Consider the following 16,616-nt stretch of genomic DNA (forward strand, 5'->3'; position numbering starts at 1 on the left):
ACTGGGCAATTTCGGTGTCTCGCCAGTCGGCGGGAGATCAGCAGAATTATCGAGATTCATGGCTTCGCGGTGTTCGGGTAGTCCGTTCGTAGTCGCGGACGCAGCGGCGGCGGCAGATCCAGGACAGGTTGCGCTCGACCACCCACCTGCGTGGAATCACTCGGACCGTCGCAGCCGGCGCCGCAGACTAATGCAAACCGTGACACAGGCAGTCAGTTCTTTGACACTGCTTGTCCTAGCGAACAAAGGGGTCGCGAACCTATCGTTACCCGAATCAGCCCTCGATGTAATGCGCCGGATTTGATCGATATGGTCGAGCAATATCCAATCAGATATTGCCGGTTCCGATCTGATGCAGGCCATTTCGGCCTCGCCGAGACCGACTTGGCGACGCGGCTCCGGACTGTCGGTCCAATGACCAGCTCCATCGATGACCCCTTTCGATTTCGAAACTGTGTTCGATATCGGACAGATCACGGTGATGCGACGTCTGGTTGTACTCAGGGCCGCTGAGGCCGCAGCGGTACAAGAGAGACGAGGGACATGTCCGACCGTAATCGGTCACACGCGTGGCTTCCCCGGAAAAAGGGTGAGCCCGGCGGGCCGTTCCTGCCGAAGGCCGGGGAGCTCTTTCTGGTGAACACCACTGTGTGCTCCTTCGGCACCGACCCGGCGGCCGACAGGCCTGCGGTAGTGCTTTCGGTGCCTGCGGACCACCTGGTGGATGGAGCAATCTTCGTAGTCAGCCGTACTTCGAAATCTGTTGCAGGTGTGGTGCATCCCGCTGACCGAGCGGTGGGGTTGGATCGTGACGGAGTTTTCTCTCGACTGGTGTCCGTCGAGCGTTCACTGTGGTGCCCGCAGAATGTCGAACGCCTCGGGATTCTGTCGGAGCCGTACTGGTCTCAGGTGATGGAGCGATTCTCTTGAGCGCGCGAGAGGAGTATCGCGAACGCGGTCGACTCGGGGAGGTTGGTGCCCGGCTGTTGTACGGTACCGTCCGCCTGGTTGCGATCAGTCGTGGTTACCCACCACCTCCGGGCGCGAGCTGCTGGGACGAGACTGCGGTGGCCGAGATTGCGCACGACTTCGTCAGAGACGAACGTGGCACCAAGCGGCTCAACGACATTGCGATTCGATCAGTGGACGAGCGCTCGTTCGAACGCCTGTTGGAAGCAGCCGTGGTGAACTTTTTCCGAGATCTTGCACGGCGAACGGATTTGGGCAAACTCATCCTGCGGGTCAAGGAGATCTTGCGTGACGAGCCGAATTTCGTACCTGTTGCCGGGGCGACTGACCGCTGGACCGTGCGAGAAGGTCTTCACACGGCCAGCATCGTGCCCGGGAGCGTGCTGGAGGCGGCGATAAGCAGCATTGCTGTGGTCGTACCCCGGTGGTCGAGCGACCGCCGCGACGCACCCGCCGCAGACCGGGAATCCTTCATCCGACTGATGTACACGGTCCTCGAGGCTGCGGACGGTAGCTTGACCGCCGCAGAACTTGCGCGCACTATCACCACCCGGCTCGATCATCGCAGGGTGCCGTTGACGGTTTCGCTCGACGCGGGCGAGCACGCCGCCGAGCCGATGCTGGCCGGGGACGATCCCGCGGCTCGGACGGTGGCAGATCTTCATGCGACCTACATCTTCAACGGCATGGGCGATCGTGAACGCATTGCGATGACCCTGCTCGAGGGAAGCGTTCGAGACCTTGCGACGCGGCTGGATATCGGAAAGTCTCAGGCCGCGACAGTTCGCCAACGCTTGGTGGCGCATCTGCAAGACGAGCTCGGCGATGACGAAGACCCAGGTCGGACCGCAGGCGTCCTGAGTCAGCTTTGCGAAGATTGGATCGAGGACCGGACAAAACAATCCGCTGCGACGTCTGACAACCATGAGATCATCGAAAGGGGTGGCAAATCATGAGGGCTACCGTGCACCCCCTGTCCAGCGAACTGCTGACGGCGCTGCAGGACCCCGTTCAGTCCGCGTCCATACTCCAACACCTCGACGAGTGCCTGGCGTGCCGTGTTCGGATGTCGCGGATCCGTCGTGCGGAAGGGATTCCAGATCCTGGAGGCAACAGTGTTCAGCGAATCATCGAAGCCTCGACGCCAGCACCGACCGTGATCACCGAGTTGATGACCGCCCGTCGCGAAGGAGACCCAGCCGCAGGAGAATTGTGGCGGGTAGGGCGAGATGAAGCATTACTGGTTTGGGTACGACGGGTATTCGACGACGGAATTGCCGATGTTGTTCCTGTCGTTCTAGATGTCGACTTGGCGGACGGTCAGACACTTATCTTGGATTCCTCTGCTTCATCGTTGGGTGTTGAGATCGCTGCCATGGTGGTGCTTCGGACTCACATTTCTACTGCCGCATTTCTCAATCGAGTTGGCGTACTTGACATTCGCCAAGATATCGAAGAACTGATAGCGGCCGGTCGTGAAGGGCGTGAGCCGCGGGATGTTCGAGTCGGCCAGCCGATCGTGGACCCAGACGATCAGCGATTCGAATATCGCCAGGCGCTTCGCGATCTCCTTGCGGACTTGGATCCGGAAGAGTGGGCTGAGGAAACCGAGGCAAATTCGGGCGTCAGCTCGGCTGATATCGAGGTGGCCAGCTCTGATCTGATTGATATGGATTCGGTCAAGCTCGAGCTGGGTAGTCGCCTGTTCGGGATTCAATGTGTTGATGTCCCGGATCGCTTCCTGCCAATCGATGAATATTCGCGGATAGAGAGTCTATTCAAAGCTAGATTCCTTGATGAAACGGTACTTGTCGTCAGATTGATCGGCAGTGACAGTGAGATAGTGACTGTTCAAAAGGATCTCGCGGAAGCATGTCATCAGATGGCGATGCTGGAATCGGACGTTGATGCAGTCGCTGTGGCGCGAGCGGTTCAAGACCCTGGCGCGATCCTGATGACTACTGCGGATATGCGCAGCGCGATTGCAGTTCCGCAGGGGAATCGCGTGGGCCCCTCGGCGACCTTGAGCGGTTTGGGTCTGGTAGATCTTCTTTGTAAACACCTCGATGCATCGGTCGCTTTGTGGGAATCTGGTATCGAAACCTCGGGTAGCATTCAAGCATCGAATCTGCGTGAAATCGCCGCCAAGCACGTGAATTCGTCCGTGGAACAAGTTCTGCGCGAAGGATTGCGCGCCCGCCAAGAAGCCAAGAAGTCGTCCTGGTCCAACTTGTCCGGAGCATTCGGAAATGGAGTGCTGAACATGATCGTCGATGTTGTCAACGGGCGAGACATCGATAATGTATTTGCAGAGCTCGGCCTGGACGCTAGCGATGATTAAGTGGCTGCAGGTCAAGAACTGGCGCAATTACGAGGATGCGGAGTTTGAATTCGGCCAAGGTACGACGTTTGTCGTTGCTTCCAATGGCGTGGGCAAGACTTCTGTGGTGGAGGCCGCCCGATGGGCTCTGTTTGGAATTCAGTCTGCTGGTGGATGCGCCGCGATACGGGCGGGCGAGGATTTTGCCCGCATATCGGTCCAGTTGGAGCTGCCCGATCATCGACTACTGACGGTCGATCGGATCATGCAGCGAAAGAATCGACCCGCGTCCGTCGCACCGGTGGTACAGATCGATGGGCAATCGGTACCGGCACATGAGCTCGACCGATACCTTGTCGAGTACTACCGGACAGATCCCAATTTCCTGGCGAGCCTGACCATGCCTACTAGGCAGCAGATCGGTATGCGACCTATCGAGGGCGACTTGGAGCAGCATCTGGGGCGCTTTTATGGCGTCGACGGTCTGCGCGAAGTCTTGAAACGACTCGACAGCATGCGGCGCAAGAATGACGCCGAGGTCAAGCAGATCAAGGCCGCGTCAGTAGTCACACCCGCCAGGCTGAGAGACTTGCAGGCCGCGGTCGAGCGGGCAGCATCGGCCGTCGAGCAGACCACTGCGGCTCATGATGCGTTGCAACTGCAGTTCGATCGTGCCCGTGATCATGAGCGCCTTGTCAGTGAGACCGAGGCATGGGGCGAACGTCAGCGGGGGCTGATGCGTGAAGCGGCTACGATAGCGGCCAAACTCCCTGTGCCGCTTGCATCATCGCCTGTGGACATCGATACGCTCGACAACGCTCTCGAGGCTGGAGAAGCGGATCTGAATCGGCGATTGTCTCAAGTTCAGGCCAATATCGCTGTCTGCCGCAACCAGCAGGAATCACTTGGTCGAAACCAACACCGCCTTGACCTTGCCGCCCATGACGACTGCCCGGTGTGCCGGCGCCCGCTTGACGATGTCACCATCGATTCAGCTCAAGCGGCGAACACCCGGGACAATCAAACACTCAAACAAACTTTGACGGAACTGGGTGTCGCCGAGGCGAAACTCGCAGCTGAGCTGAAACAGATTCAGATCGCTCGCGGTGAGTGGATGAGGATCCCGAGGCCAGGCCCACCCCCGCAGCTGCCACAGGAAAACACAGCCGGTAATACCTCAATCCTGAAGGCCGAATTGGATAGCGCACTCCAGGCGGTCGTCACGGCGCGTGCGAACCACCAGCAGGCGAGCCGGGAGTTCAGCACGGCGCAAGGTGCGGACGAAGCGATGCGCAAGCTCGAGGGGCTGTTCACCCAAGCAGCAAAGATCAAAGTCACCCGCGAGACGACCGAGGCCACACTCTTGGAGTTGCTCGACGAGACGATCCGACCGCTCGCGAGTGAGGTCAACGAGAGATGGAGATCCCTGTTCCCTGACCGCGGCAAACTGGAGACACGGGCCGACGGCACAATCACCCGACTCGTGAATGGTCAGACACTCGCCTACGACTCGTTCAGTACCGGCGAAGGTATGACTGCGTCGATACTGACCAGACTCCTTGTCACACAGCTGGCTACCACCGCGGATTTCTGTTGGTTCGATGAGCCACTCGAGCACCTGGATCCGGACGTACGTCGCAAGGTCGCGAGTCTGCTTTCGCAGGTTGCTGGCCCTCACGGGCCGCTTCGGCAAGTAGTCGTGACGACCTATGAGGAGCGTCTCGCTCGCCTCCTGGAAGCCCGAGATCCGAAGTGGGTCAAGCTAGTTCAAGTGAGGCATGCATAGTTTGCGTGGTCGCGAATACCGGGAGTGGCCGAGATTGATTGGTAGAGAACTCTTTCGGTATCTCAAGCTTCGGTGGGGTAATGACGATTGATGGTTCGCAAGTTGATGGATCCGGGCGGCTGAGCCACCGGTGTGATTCACGAAGGGCTGTTTCATGAAGACCGACGGCAATGTCCAGTACTTCGACCTGAACATCGAAAAGGTGCTGGAGCACTGGCCGATCGCGTTCGCGATAAGGGAGATCATTGCCAACTCGCTCGACGAGCATGCGATCACCGAGACCGCAGACCCGACGATTCATAAAGTGCGACAGGATGTTTGGGTCATCCGCGACTATGGACGGGGGCTGCGGTATCGACATTTGACGCAGAAGGAGAACTCTGAGAAGAGTCGCCACTCCGCAGTGATCGGTCAGTTCGGGATGGGCCTCAAGGACGCGCTCGCGGTGTTTCATCGTCGCGGCATCGAAGTACGAATCCGGTCCCGCTACGGTGATATCACGACCGTCATGCGTCCGAAGGAGGGCTTCCGCGACATCGTCACTCTCCACGCTGCCGTGCACCCGCCGAGTGAGCCACGGCTGGTGGGAACCGAGGTCATTATGACCGGTGTGAACGACGCTGAGATCGACACAGCGAAAAGCTATTTCCTGCGTTTTGGCGGCGAACTAATGCTCGAGGAGACCTCCTATGGACAAGTGTTCGCACGCTCGGATCGCCAGCGCGGCGCCAACATCTATGTCAAGGGTCTGCTGGTTGCCCAGGAGGAGAACTTTCTTTTCTCCTACAACATCACGAGTCTGACCAAAAATTTGCGCCAAGCCCTGAACCGTGAGCGAAGCAACGTGGGTAGGAGCGCGTACACGGATCGGGTCAAAGCGATTCTCAAACAATCCCATTCGGCGGAGGTCGCTAATGGGCTGGCCGCCGATCTCGGGGAGTTTCAGACCGGTCGAATGCACGATGAACTGAGTTGGAACGATGTCGCCCTGCACGCCTGTCAGGTATTGGCGACCCATGAGAAGGTCGTATTCGTGACGGCGTATCAGTTAGCGTTCGGCGGTCCGCAGATCGAGTACGCCCGCGACGAGGGATACCGACTCGTGCTGGTTCCGGACGACATCGGAAACCGCCTAGGCGGCCTGGCAGATCTGGAGGGCGAACCGCTCTTCGATCTGGACAGCTACCGGGATGCATGGAACGACAGCTTCTCTTTCATTTTCGTCGATTCGCGCCACCTGACCGAAGTCGAATCCGAAGTGTTTGCCATGACGGAGCCACTGCTTGAGGCTCTTGGTCTTGACCTGGGAACCATCGGTGTGAAGGAGATCCGGATCTCTGAGTCCATGCGACTCAACGAATCTGGATATGAGGTCGTCGGCGTGTACGAACGCAGCGCGCAACGCATTGTGATCCGCCGTGATCGCCTAAGCGATTCCGCGAAATACTGCGGAACCCTCTTGCACGAGATTGCTCACGCTGCCAGCGGTGCCATCGACGGCACTCTCGCCTTCGAGGAGGCTCTGACCGCGCAACTCGGTGCGGTGGCGGCGAGGATGCTCCATTTGAGGTGACACCTACGTCGCACGCGCCGGATCTCGAGAGTCCTCCAAGCCGCCGCGTTGGTTGACAGAGCTTGCGCAGACGAACGGCAACTGTTGTTGTCCGGGTTGCGAGAACCCTCGGCGCGGTTGCGGTTGGCCGAGGGTTCATCGCGAAGTGCATTGTCCCCGTGGAGCAAAGCCATCGGGTTGTCCTGAAGTCGGCTCTATAGATCGCCCCCTCCCAGCTCCCGAGCCATCGGAATGGTCTACGCGCCGTCCAACTTGGCGGCGGGCAAGTCCCGAAGCGGAGGCATTGCCCGGCGGGCATAGGTCTCCTCGGGGTCCACGGTGATCACGTCGAGCTGTTGGACGAGCGTTGCTGGCACCTCACCGCCCGGGAAGTGCTTGGGGCTAGGAACAATCACTGCTTCGGCGTCCAAGCGGGTCACCTGGGCCTTCAGCCGCGCCAACGGCGGTCGACCGAACCGAGGATCGAAAATTACGAGGTCGGCAAAATCGTACCCGAGACGTGTTGCAAGCCTGCGGATTTGGGTTTGGTCCCATAGCCGAGCCATACCGGATATGTCGGTGCGGAGGTAGCCGACAGCGGTCGGCTTGTACTTCATGACTGCCCCTTTCTCATCCGGACTGGTGAACGCGCCATCTGCCGGAAATTCCAGGTAGAACCCTGCGCGGTCGTCGGATTCGCCTCCGGCGCTTCGCAGTTCGAACACACCACCGGGAAACTCGAAGAGTCTGGTACGCCACGTCATCTCGGCCCCTGTTCCATCGCTGGTGAGAGCCATCGTGGCTGCGAGGGAAGGGATCTTGTAACCGCGTTTGGAGCTGGGCCGTAGACGTCCTGGGACGTTTTCGGCGTCCTGGAGCGATTTCCTTGCCGAGGATCGGCACGTCGGTTTCCATGGGTACTGTGAACATCCGCCTACAGAGCGTGCTGCTCCAACGGCGCATTCGGCCCGAGACATTGGCCGACGCGTGCGAGGTGGACCCCAAGACGGTCAGTCGATGGCTTGGCGGCAGGGTGCCCCATCCGAAGCACCGCCGAAGTGTCGCTGAGCATCTGCGTATCGAGGAGGAGTTCCTGTGGCCGCCGGTTCTGGAAGCAACTCCGATTCCCAAGAACGCTGAACTGGTTGCCACCTATCGGAACCGCGCTGAAGTGCCGCGGGACGTCTGGTTGTCGATGCTGCGTGGTGCGACCGAACAGGTTGACGTGCTTGTGTATTCGGGCACCTTCATCGTTCAGTCGAACCCTCTCGTGGTGAAGATGCTGATGGAACAGGCAGCGCAAGGCACGACGATCCGTCTGTGTTTCGGGGACCCCCGTGGGCAGGCAGTTGCCGCGCGGGGGCATGAGGAGGGCATTGGTGACACCCTGTCGGCGAAGATTCGGGCCTCGCTCAGCTATTACCGGCCGCTGCTGTCCCACCAAGGCTGCGAGATTCGGTTACACGACACGACGCTCTACAGCTCGCTGTTCCGCTATGACGAGAACTTGCTTGTAAACCCGCACATCTGGGGACAGCCAGCCAGCGCGAACCCGGTGTTCCAGCTGAAGCAGGTCAGTGATGCCGCCTGGTTCGACAGCTACACCGAAAGCTTCGAATCCATCTGGGCTGGTGCGAAACCATGGAAACCCTGACGGAGGCCGATCATGGGCAGGATCGAGTACTACAACGACCCGAAGGCACCAAAGCCGAATTCCCTGGTAGTCGCGTGCAACCTGCTTGTCACCGATGAGTCCGGGGCGATTCTGCTTCAGCGGCGTCGCGACACAGGGCAGTGGGCGTTGCCGGGCGGGGCCATGGACTTCGGCGAGACGGCCGGTGAATGCGCGATACGGGAGTGCCGGGAGGAAACGGGGATTACCGCCGAGATCACCGGATTCCTTGGCGTGTACAGCAATCCGAATCACATCGTCGCCTACACCGATGGCGAGATTCGCCAACAATACGAGAACTGCTACATCGGTCGACGCGTGGCAGGCAAGCCCACCATCAACGACGAAGCGGACGGCGTGACCTTCGTCCAGCCGGATGACTTGGACAAGTACGACATCCACCCCAGCATGCGCCAGCAGATCGGGGACTACCTGTCGGGGAACTATCCCTATCTGGGATGAGCTGCCGTGGCCCGATCGATGCGGGAGACCGCCGCGAGAATATCCGGCTCCGCTCGCTGAATGAACTTGCCGACCACCGTGTTCGGGCCGTAGCGACCAACGATCTCGGCGATGCGGTTCGCCACGGTTGTTGGTGTGCCATCCGGTGTTGTCGTCATATCGCAGAAGGTCAGAGCATCGACAAGTACCTGGTCATCGAGGATCGGGAATTCGTCTTCGAGTTGTTCCCGCAGACCGCGTTCCTCGGCTTCGAGTAGCGCGAAGGTGTGATTGGCAACCAGACGAGTAAGGCGCTCGTCAGCATGATGCTCGTCCCGGAGAAAGCGCGCACCGTCCAATGGATGGAAACCAGTCGCAGCCACATTGGGTGAATAGCCCACATCATGCAGGATCGCGGATGTTGCGAGCAGCCTGCTGTCACAGGTGAGATGCCGTGAAAGGTCGACGGCCTTACGAGCCACACCCACCGAGTGTGCCCACCGTCGAGGAAGTGGCACCTTGAGTTCACTCCGGGCCAGGCTCCACGCCCAGGACGACTCGCCACCCATCATCGCCCAACGCTACAACCGCCCGAATTCCTCGAGGGCAGGTTCTGTTCGGTTGCACCCTGATGTCCAGCCGTCCCCACTGCCGGCAATCACGTCGACGCCAACGTGATCGCCTCGGCCCACACCATGGCTGGCGAGATGCCGCAGGGCGGCATGCCGATGTCTCGGCCGAAAGGGTGATTTCGTGCTGGCGGGCGCCGCTGGTCAAGGCCGACGCTGCTGGGGTGCCCCAGAAGGTTCAGCAGGTGCCCGAGCGGCTCGGCAACTGGGTGGTCATTCCGCACACCATCAAAAGCACCCGATTAGTGTTGCGATGACCGTTTGAGCCGCAGCAGGATCGGACGTTGATGAGTTATGGATAGAGATCGGCTAACCTCCGATTTCGCCACGACCGCTGACACAGCCGAGAGAGGTATAGGTAGTGCGGGATCGAGAGCGCATCGTCAGTGAGCTGCGAACACGGGCTCAGCGAGGAGAGACCCCAGCCGAGGTCGGCACCTGGTTGGTGGGACAGCTCGGGTCAGAACGCAACATCCAGCTCGCCACCTACCTGTTCCACGCCTACGAAATCTCCTTGAAGTCCCTCAAAGAGTCGTCGAACTGGGTTGGCCTCGGACACGGCGGCACGATGACCGATGCTGAACTCAACCAGCTGTTAGGCCCACTGATCCCCCGTTCCGCCGATCGCGAACTGAAGCAGAACCCGAACGGTTTCTGGACCGCATGACGGTCCTGTCCGCGCTGCATGCGGATTGCGCGGATGTTGTTTTCCCGCAACGGATTCGCCGCTGACCAGCCAACGCAGAAACATGCCTACCCGAGGCCCGAGTCCAGGCTTCGCAGTGTGGACGTCTACCTTGCGCCTATGCAACTGTCCGGGCTCGGTCATTGCCCTGGAGGCACCCCACCGGCTGTAGAGGGCCAACCCGCCACCTGTATAGCGACTCGAGCCCCACACACGGCTGGCACTTCCTCGTCTTCGACGTTGGTTTGGATCAGGAGATGCGGTTGAATGCGACAGACTTGGCCGACCCGGCCCGCACCATCACAATTCGTCCACAAAACCGATGGACGTAGGCCCGACCCGAAACCGGGCAGCCTCCGCACCTCAGGCGTTGGCACCCTCTGTCGTTATCCAGCGGAGTTGGATTCTCGCCGCTATCCCTGCGACGGCGGAGTCCCACTCGAGTACGCCGCCGGGTTCGGTGCTGGACGGGTGACGGCATACGAGGGCGTGGATCAGGCTGGAGTCGAGGTCAACGAGGTTTTCGACGACTTGGGTGTTGAAATCGGAATCGGTTGTCGAACAGGCGATTCGAGCCACCGATCGGCTACGCACCAGTGCCGCGTGCCGCGCATCACCCCCAGCCGTGGCCAGTTGCCGCCGCCATCCTGTTCCGAGCAAGTACCGGACGTAGTTTCGGCCGTCATTCGCCACTGCATAGCGTGCGCGATCCTGCGCCTCGACCACCCAGATGATCACAATCGCAGATGTGAACGCTTGTGAGAGTTCAGGTTCGAGCTGAAGGTGGTCCAAAGCATCGATCAAGACAACGCCGGTGTCACTCGGTGCGGTCCGGCCGAGCGGCGCGAGCACCACCAGTACGTGGAACCCGGCGAGCAGTTCGAGCGGTGTGGCCATGCGGGCGGGCATTCCAGGTCGATCGAGAATCGATACGAGCGCCTTTCCCATGCCGTCGACGGTGGTGTCGATGATGCCGACGGCTGTGGCGGCGGGCACCGCGCCGTGCGGAGTCGGCAGTGGCGATTCGTCGGATGGCCGCCGGGTCAGAGCGCCCGCGACGCGGCGGAGCAGTTCAGTGATCATCGGTGTCCGGAGAATACGAAGAGTTCGGCCTTGACCTCGCCCGGTCCCGCCTCGTTGTCGGCCCCCATATAGGGCCGGATCTCGTGGGAGTTATTCAGCTGTGGCAGATGCGCATCCACCAGGTACGTGCGCAGTTGCTCGGACACTTGGACACCATGCAGTGGCTGGCCGTCCCGGGAGACACCGAACAGGAGCACCAGCCCGACTTTCCCTGCACCAATACCTTGTTCATCCAATTTGGCGCGGAACGCGGCCACCGTATGTTCGGCGTCGGTGACCGCTACGACGATGGGCACGGTCTGCAGTGACAAACCCTCATTGGCGTCGCCGGACGCAGGTGGAGGCGGAGGACTCACCGCGGCCGCCGGGGGCAGATCGGGATTGGACCCGAAGGCGATGACCACCAGGACCATCGCCAACTCAGCGAATAGCCAACCTGTCAGTGTGAGCGGATTGAGCCCGGCAGCGCGCTGGAGACGATGCCGTCTCATCGATTGCTCTCCTCCGGTTCCGGCGTGTTCATCCGCTCCTGCGGGTGTTGGAGCCCGTCGGCCACGAGCGCGATCCAGTTCGCCTGTTCCACAGCAGCATTGAGCGATGCCGCGACGGTGCGCACGACATCGACCACCTCGCGCAAGGTTTCGGCCGTGTCGGAGACAGCGCTCAGCGCGGAGGTGAAAGGTGCGTTGGCGATCGTGATCAATTCGGACTTGGCCTGAATCGATTCCTCGACCGCGTCGACTCGCCGCGCGGCCTCAGCGGTCCGCACTGCCGACTCCGCAGCGGCCGACTGTGCCGATTCCGCACTGCTGGACGCCGAGAACGTCGTGTTCACAGCGGTTTTGAGTGCGTCGCCCTCCTCACTCACAAGCTCGGCCGCCTGGAGCAACTCGCGACCGGTGGCGTGCAACTTCTCGATCTGCTGGCCCACCGCCGGCACCACAGTCGTCAATTGCTCACTGATTTCAGCGAATCGACGCAATCCGGCCATGGACCGGTCGAGAGCACCGGCCGCGGCGGAGAATTGTTGTGCGGCGGCCGCCAAGTTGCGCGCGGCGTCTCGAGTGGCTTCGTCCGACTCGATCGCGGGCAGTGCGCGCAACAACGCATCAACCGCAGGACCGATGTCGGCTTCGAGTCGTTGCGCGACCTCGTCGATACGATCGGCTCGCCGCTGCGCTCGTGCATGCCGCGCATATTGCACCGAGATGATGACGATGGCGACTACCACCGCGACCGCCATCGCGACCGGACTCAACACGATCGGAGCCCGAGTCCAGGCGGCGAAGAACCCCTCGCTCGCCGATGCGGACTCACCGGACAGGGTGATGCGGTACCAGAGTTCCGCCCCTCCGATAAACAGCCAGGCCACCAGCACCGGAAGCATCATCACCCAGGTACGGGGCGCGGCGATCGGGTGATCACAGATCTCACGGAAATATCCAGGATCCCGTAGCCGCCACAAAATCGAATCCTCATCAAGCTGACCGGGGTTCGTGGTCAGTGTCGTGGCATCGCGTGTGGCACGGTCGAACGCACCGTTCACCTGAACCAAGAAGGACGGCCTCGCCTCGGGGGCGGCGACTCCCGCGATGGAGTCGAGGCGATTCGAGGCGTCCTGAAGCAAGGCGGTCAGTCGCGCGGACGCGTCGGATACATCGGAAGGTACAACTACTGTCCGTGATGGCATGGGATGTCCTCACCCGAGACGATCGAAGCCGAGCAGAAGGATCGAGGCGAACGTCGAGCCGATCAAGATGTAGACGATCGGCCACACCACCGCGTAGGCCCGAGACCAGGTGGTGTCGTCCTCGAAATCGTCTTGGACCTTGGCCGTTGGACGGAGACGGTTGACCGCTTCGTTCGACCACGGCGTTCCCATGATCGAGTCGGTGTACGACTCTTGTGGTCGCTCATGCCGGACCGGCGCAGTAGCACGGGTTTCCAGCTCCTTCGCCGCGACGGCCAACAACGTCTTCATCGCGAATTCGACACCGGTCCGGCGTTCGTGAGCCCGCAATACCCGCACCAACAATGTCTGATGCACCGGAGTTCGATCGGCGGCCAATTCCTCCCACAGGGCCACGACGATTTCCTCGTGACCGGGCAACTTCTGAATCAGCGAGTCAGCCCACTGTGCGGTCAGGTGATGCCCATAGCGCGCGTTGTTCTGCACGATCGCCAACGTGACCGGATACATGTGCTCTCCGGCAAGTTCGATCACCACCGCAGCCGCGGCGACCGGCAGGTGGTGTCGGAATTCCTCGACAATCGCCAGAACCGTAGTCAGCCGGTCCGCAGCGAAGTAGACCGCATCCTCCAACGACGCGCTGACCGTCCCCTGAGTTCGGATCTCATAGACGATGGTTTGCACAGGAACACCAAAATCGCTGCGCTGCAACCCGATACTCGACCACCAGCGGTCGGGAACCTTCGCCATCGCATCTTCGGTATCGAGGGGCCGTCCCGAGGCCAGCAGCTGTTCCTGCACGAACGCGAGCATCGCCGGTTTATCGGGGTACAGCTCGCACAGGTATCGAGCCAAGATCGTGTGCCAACCGTAGACGGGCTCACTCGCGGGCGGAAAGTACACCGGATTGCTCCCGGTGCGAGCTCGCTCGTGCACGCCCAGCAGAGCATCGACGATCGCGTTGGCCACCCCGGTATCGGTGTCCGACGACACCGCGAATGTCATGGCGCGCACCGCGTTCGACCCGACCCACACCGTGAGCGCGGACTGGGCCTGCGGTTCGGTGAGAATACTGTCACCGCGCCGCAGCAGATCGTCGATATCCTGCTCGCGCACAGTCAGTTCCCGCGCGGCGATAGCGGAAACGAACTCGGACTCGGTCGCTGAGCTCCGGTAGCGATCCACACGACCGGATCCGGACCGGCCTTGCCCGACCAACCACGCGATCACCTCGGATTGCCGGTCGAAACGCGCACGGATAACCCCCGGTGTCGACAGCCATTCATTGACCCTCCGACCAGTTTTGGTCGATGCCAACAGGTCGGGCCAGTAGCCCGATACCACTCCCGTGGACGAACGCGTATGGGGCGAGTCGAGAATGTGAGTGAACCACCAATACCGTTGAACGACACGTTCGGGCAACACGGACAAAGCGATACCGATGGCCGCGGCATTCGAGACCGAATCACCCTTGATCGGAACGATGTCGTGCCCGCAGAGCACGGCGTCGAGAACGGCCGCCACGTGATCGCTGTGTGCGAGCGAGCGGTGCGGAGGGACACCCAGACTCTGCAGTGTGATCAGCCCGCGCTCATCGACCGCGGACACCCCACGAGTCCAGGAATCAGCCGCGCTGACGTGTTCGGCGAAGAAGACGTACTGACATCCTCCCGCGCCCGGGAAGGGTGTCCGCTTGCCCTGCACCACGAAGCACCAGCGATCACCGAAACCCGCCACCCGCGTGCGCACCAAACCCCACACATGAGCGCCTGTCTTGGAGTCCCAGTCATTAGGGGGCTGGCCTACCGGGAATGGGCGCAACTCCTGTGCGGCGTCGACGAATTCTTGTGGCGGACTACCGAATTCGGAGCCACGATGCTGAACGAAGCCCGAACCACCGGTCCAATCACCCCATTCGACGACCACCGGATCGGCGAGACTGGTCACGCGAGACACCTCCTGAGCAGGTGAAGATGCAGTTGCACGAGCCCGGCCGAGCGGTCTTTGCGAAGCGGAAACACCCGTGATGAGCCCCGCAGTTCAATCGAGTCTTCTTGTGCCGGACGCATTTTCGGCACGCCCCCGAAGGGCGAGCACAGACTGAACATGACGGTGCGCTGGGACTGATTGAGCATCGTGGCGACCTCGCCACCGAACCCGAGACCCCCGGCGATTCCGCAGGCAAGCGTCGACATCACGATGTCGTGCATATTCAACGCGCCGCGGTCCGCCTCCATCAAGGACAGCTCCAGATAGTCCTTGATCGACCCCAGGCGCACCACGTACGGCGGATGATCGACGGCAGGTTCGGCCTCGGGTACGTCGATGACCATGGGCGTCCCGGTATGGACCAGTGCCCAGAAGGCGTCACGTTTGGAGAAGTGCTCGAGTAGCGCGGTGGCGAACTGCCCCAGCGCCGCCTCGCGACTGGTCCGATTACGCAGTGAGAGTCGGCGAAATAGCTGGGCAGTCTGTGGATCTCGGGAGAATTGCCAGCGTGGATCGTTGGCTGCGGCCTTGTCGAGCAGGTACCGCAGATTACTCACCATCGCCTCGAGGACAGCACCCTCCTCCCCGAGCTCGGACAACTGTCGTCCACTGGCCAATGCCTCATCGAGCAGGTCACTCTTGGTGATGACGACGACCAGACGCTGACGCCACGCGCTGTCGCGGTTCAGCTCGTTGGAGTCGGCGAGCAAGTCCGCGACATAGCTTTGATTCCCTTCGCGATTGGTCTGCACCTGACGTAGATCGCGCCGCAGGCCCTCCGGACGAGTACTCGCCACCAGGGTCTCGTCTCCGCTGGCGCCCCAGCTGATGAATTCCGTGGATACCGCCGGATCGACGGCCCACACCAGCGTGTCGAACTCGGCGAGTTTGTGCAGCATCAGCGTGTGCTGGGATTCCGCGGCGCCATCACGCAACCGGCTCGCGCTGTCGAAGGTCTCACCGGACAGGTCCGCGACAGCCAGCATCATCTCCGTCTCGCCTATCGCATATCGGCGCACTACCGGCTGGCGAATTGTGCTGAGCCAGGCCGCGTTCTGCAATCCGGGACGATGGGTCGCCTCACCGATCAGCGTGGTCATGTCCGCGACCAGCCCCGGATGGATATCCCGGAGAAACTGGATCGGCAGCATGCTGTCGAGCTGCGTGGCCTGCATCGGTTGTCCGGTGCCACGCATCAAGTCGTACTCGGACTCCAACATGCTCAGCGGCCGCGACTCGACGACCTTGCCCGGATTCGCCGCAACCGAGAGCCACCCGCTGCCATACGGGCGGGCCAGTGACTGATTGAGCGTGCGGACGGTCAAATAACTCTTACCAGCCGCCACACTGCCCAGGATTGCCACCAGGTCCACCTTCGACTCGGCGACAGGCATTCGTGCGGAGATACCCACGTACTCATTGCGTACGAAGTAGATATGACCGGCACCGCACACGTGGAAGACGTTCACGCCGTGCACGTCGGTGTACTGCCGACTGCACCGTGTCTGCGCTGAGACCCCGAGTAGGCGGAGCTGATATTCCATCCGGTCGTCGACCGGTGCGGTACGAACCTCGACCCCCGGCATCAGGTTGCGATTCGCCCATGCGGTGAGGTTCGCGCCGCAGATACTGCAGCGGGGCCGCAGCGCGGGCGGAAGTGACTGCGACCCGCTCATCGCAGGCCTCCGATCGCAAGCATGACGCCCGCGACAAGCGAAATACCCAGTGCGGTAAGAGCAATAGCCACATTGCGATGTCTTCGCGCGACTCGCCGACCCATCGTTACCGCATCGGCGAGGT

The 16,616-nt window shown here is 61.2% G+C and carries 14 protein-coding genes; 7 read left to right on the forward strand and 7 right to left on the reverse strand.

Annotation, left to right across the window (positions count from 1 at the left end):
• Nucleotides 1-1,067: 1,067 nt before the first annotated feature.
• The 4 genes from AB0L82_RS36240 (at nt 1,068) to AB0L82_RS36255 (ending at nt 6,648) form a co-directional block, all read left to right on the forward strand.
• The gene (locus AB0L82_RS36240) at nt 1,068-1,925 is read left to right on the forward strand and encodes a hypothetical protein (protein WP_364647181.1); all 858 of its coding nucleotides are present in this window, start codon (nt 1,068-1,070) and stop codon (nt 1,923-1,925) included.
• Nucleotides 1,922-3,310: a hypothetical protein gene (locus AB0L82_RS36245; protein WP_364647184.1), complete on the forward strand. Its 1,389-nt coding sequence runs from the start codon at nt 1,922-1,924 to the stop codon at nt 3,308-3,310. The genes AB0L82_RS36240 and AB0L82_RS36245 overlap by 4 nt, the downstream gene beginning before the upstream one ends.
• Complete coding sequence (locus AB0L82_RS36250) at nt 3,270-5,075, forward strand: AAA family ATPase (protein WP_364647187.1); 1,806 nt, start codon at nt 3,270-3,272, stop codon at nt 5,073-5,075. The genes AB0L82_RS36245 and AB0L82_RS36250 overlap by 41 nt, the downstream gene beginning before the upstream one ends.
• Nucleotides 5,076-5,229: 154 nt before the next feature.
• Nucleotides 5,230-6,648: a hypothetical protein gene (locus AB0L82_RS36255; protein ID WP_364647190.1), complete on the forward strand. Its 1,419-nt coding sequence runs from the start codon at nt 5,230-5,232 to the stop codon at nt 6,646-6,648.
• A gap of 236 nt (nt 6,649-6,884) precedes the next feature.
• Here AB0L82_RS36255 and AB0L82_RS36260 read toward each other — a convergent pair whose 3' ends face one another.
• On the reverse strand, nt 6,885-7,391 hold the full coding sequence (locus AB0L82_RS36260; RefSeq protein WP_364647193.1) for a hypothetical protein: 507 nt from the start codon (nt 7,389-7,391) through the stop codon (nt 6,885-6,887).
• Nucleotides 7,392-7,549: 158 nt separating this feature from the next.
• Between AB0L82_RS36260 and AB0L82_RS36265 the strand changes: the two genes are divergently transcribed.
• Both AB0L82_RS36265 and AB0L82_RS36270 read left to right on the forward strand, forming a co-directional pair.
• The gene (locus tag AB0L82_RS36265; RefSeq protein WP_364647196.1) at nt 7,550-8,281 is read left to right on the forward strand and encodes an XRE family transcriptional regulator; all 732 of its coding nucleotides are present in this window, start codon (nt 7,550-7,552) and stop codon (nt 8,279-8,281) included.
• A gap of 12 nt (nt 8,282-8,293) precedes the next feature.
• A complete protein-coding gene (locus AB0L82_RS36270; protein ID WP_364647199.1) occupies nt 8,294-8,761 on the forward strand; it encodes an NUDIX domain-containing protein in 468 nt (155 codons plus the stop codon).
• Here AB0L82_RS36270 and AB0L82_RS36275 read toward each other — a convergent pair.
• Nucleotides 8,749-9,312: an HD domain-containing protein gene (locus tag AB0L82_RS36275; RefSeq protein ID WP_364647202.1), complete on the reverse strand. Its 564-nt coding sequence runs from the start codon at nt 9,310-9,312 to the stop codon at nt 8,749-8,751. The genes AB0L82_RS36270 and AB0L82_RS36275 overlap by 13 nt on opposite strands.
• A gap of 418 nt (nt 9,313-9,730) precedes the next feature.
• Here AB0L82_RS36275 and AB0L82_RS36280 point away from each other — a divergent pair, with 418 nt between their 5' ends.
• Complete coding sequence (locus AB0L82_RS36280) at nt 9,731-10,036, forward strand: hypothetical protein (RefSeq protein ID WP_364647205.1); 306 nt, start codon at nt 9,731-9,733, stop codon at nt 10,034-10,036.
• 381 nt (nt 10,037-10,417) lie between these two features.
• Here AB0L82_RS36280 and AB0L82_RS36285 read toward each other — a convergent pair whose 3' ends face one another.
• The 5 genes from AB0L82_RS36285 to AB0L82_RS36305 form a co-directional block, all read right to left on the reverse strand.
• Nucleotides 10,418-11,137, reverse strand: coding sequence for a hypothetical protein (locus tag AB0L82_RS36285; protein ID WP_364647208.1), 720 nt, complete (start codon nt 11,135-11,137; stop codon nt 10,418-10,420).
• Nucleotides 11,134-11,550 carry a hypothetical protein gene (locus AB0L82_RS36290; protein ID WP_364647211.1) on the reverse strand — a complete coding sequence of 139 codons (417 nt, stop codon included), beginning with the start codon at nt 11,548-11,550 and terminating at the stop codon, nt 11,134-11,136. Before AB0L82_RS36290 ends, AB0L82_RS36285 begins: the two co-directional genes overlap by 4 nt.
• Nucleotides 11,551-11,624: 74 nt before the next feature.
• Nucleotides 11,625-12,683 carry a hypothetical protein gene (locus AB0L82_RS36295; RefSeq protein WP_364647214.1) on the reverse strand — a complete coding sequence of 353 codons (1,059 nt, stop codon included), beginning with the start codon at nt 12,681-12,683 and terminating at the stop codon, nt 11,625-11,627.
• Nucleotides 12,684-12,836: 153 nt separating this feature from the next.
• Complete coding sequence (locus tag AB0L82_RS36300; protein WP_364647217.1) at nt 12,837-14,351, reverse strand: hypothetical protein; 1,515 nt, start codon at nt 14,349-14,351, stop codon at nt 12,837-12,839.
• Between the two features lie 419 nt (nt 14,352-14,770).
• Nucleotides 14,771-16,492 carry a hypothetical protein gene (locus tag AB0L82_RS36305; protein ID WP_364647220.1) on the reverse strand — a complete coding sequence of 574 codons (1,722 nt, stop codon included), beginning with the start codon at nt 16,490-16,492 and terminating at the stop codon, nt 14,771-14,773.
• Between the last annotated feature and the right edge of the window lie 124 nt (nt 16,493-16,616).

The organism is Nocardia sp. NPDC052001 (assembly GCF_040680615.1).
Classification (GTDB): Bacteria; Actinomycetota; Actinomycetes; order Mycobacteriales; family Mycobacteriaceae; genus Nocardia.

Excerpts from the sequence above, each read along its gene's own strand:
- AB0L82_RS36245 (WP_364647184.1), top strand. The coding sequence starts at position 1,922 with ATGAGGGCTACCGTGCACCCCCTGTCCAGCGAACTGCTGACGGCGCTG.
- AB0L82_RS36250 (WP_364647187.1), top strand. The coding sequence starts at position 3,270 with ATGTATTTGCAGAGCTCGGCCTGGACGCTAGCGATGATTAAGTGGCTG.
- AB0L82_RS36255 (WP_364647190.1), top strand. The coding sequence starts at position 5,230 with ATGAAGACCGACGGCAATGTCCAGTACTTCGACCTGAACATCGAAAAG.
- AB0L82_RS36260 (WP_364647193.1), bottom strand. The coding sequence starts at position 7,391 with ATGACGTGGCGTACCAGACTCTTCGAGTTTCCCGGTGGTGTGTTCGAA.
- AB0L82_RS36270 (WP_364647199.1), top strand. The coding sequence starts at position 8,294 with ATGGGCAGGATCGAGTACTACAACGACCCGAAGGCACCAAAGCCGAAT.
- AB0L82_RS36275 (WP_364647202.1), bottom strand. The coding sequence starts at position 9,312 with ATGATGGGTGGCGAGTCGTCCTGGGCGTGGAGCCTGGCCCGGAGTGAA.
- AB0L82_RS36285 (WP_364647208.1), bottom strand. The coding sequence starts at position 11,137 with ATGATCACTGAACTGCTCCGCCGCGTCGCGGGCGCTCTGACCCGGCGG.
- AB0L82_RS36290 (WP_364647211.1), bottom strand. The coding sequence starts at position 11,550 with ATGGTCCTGGTGGTCATCGCCTTCGGGTCCAATCCCGATCTGCCCCCG.
- AB0L82_RS36305 (WP_364647220.1), bottom strand. The coding sequence starts at position 16,492 with ATGAGCGGGTCGCAGTCACTTCCGCCCGCGCTGCGGCCCCGCTGCAGT.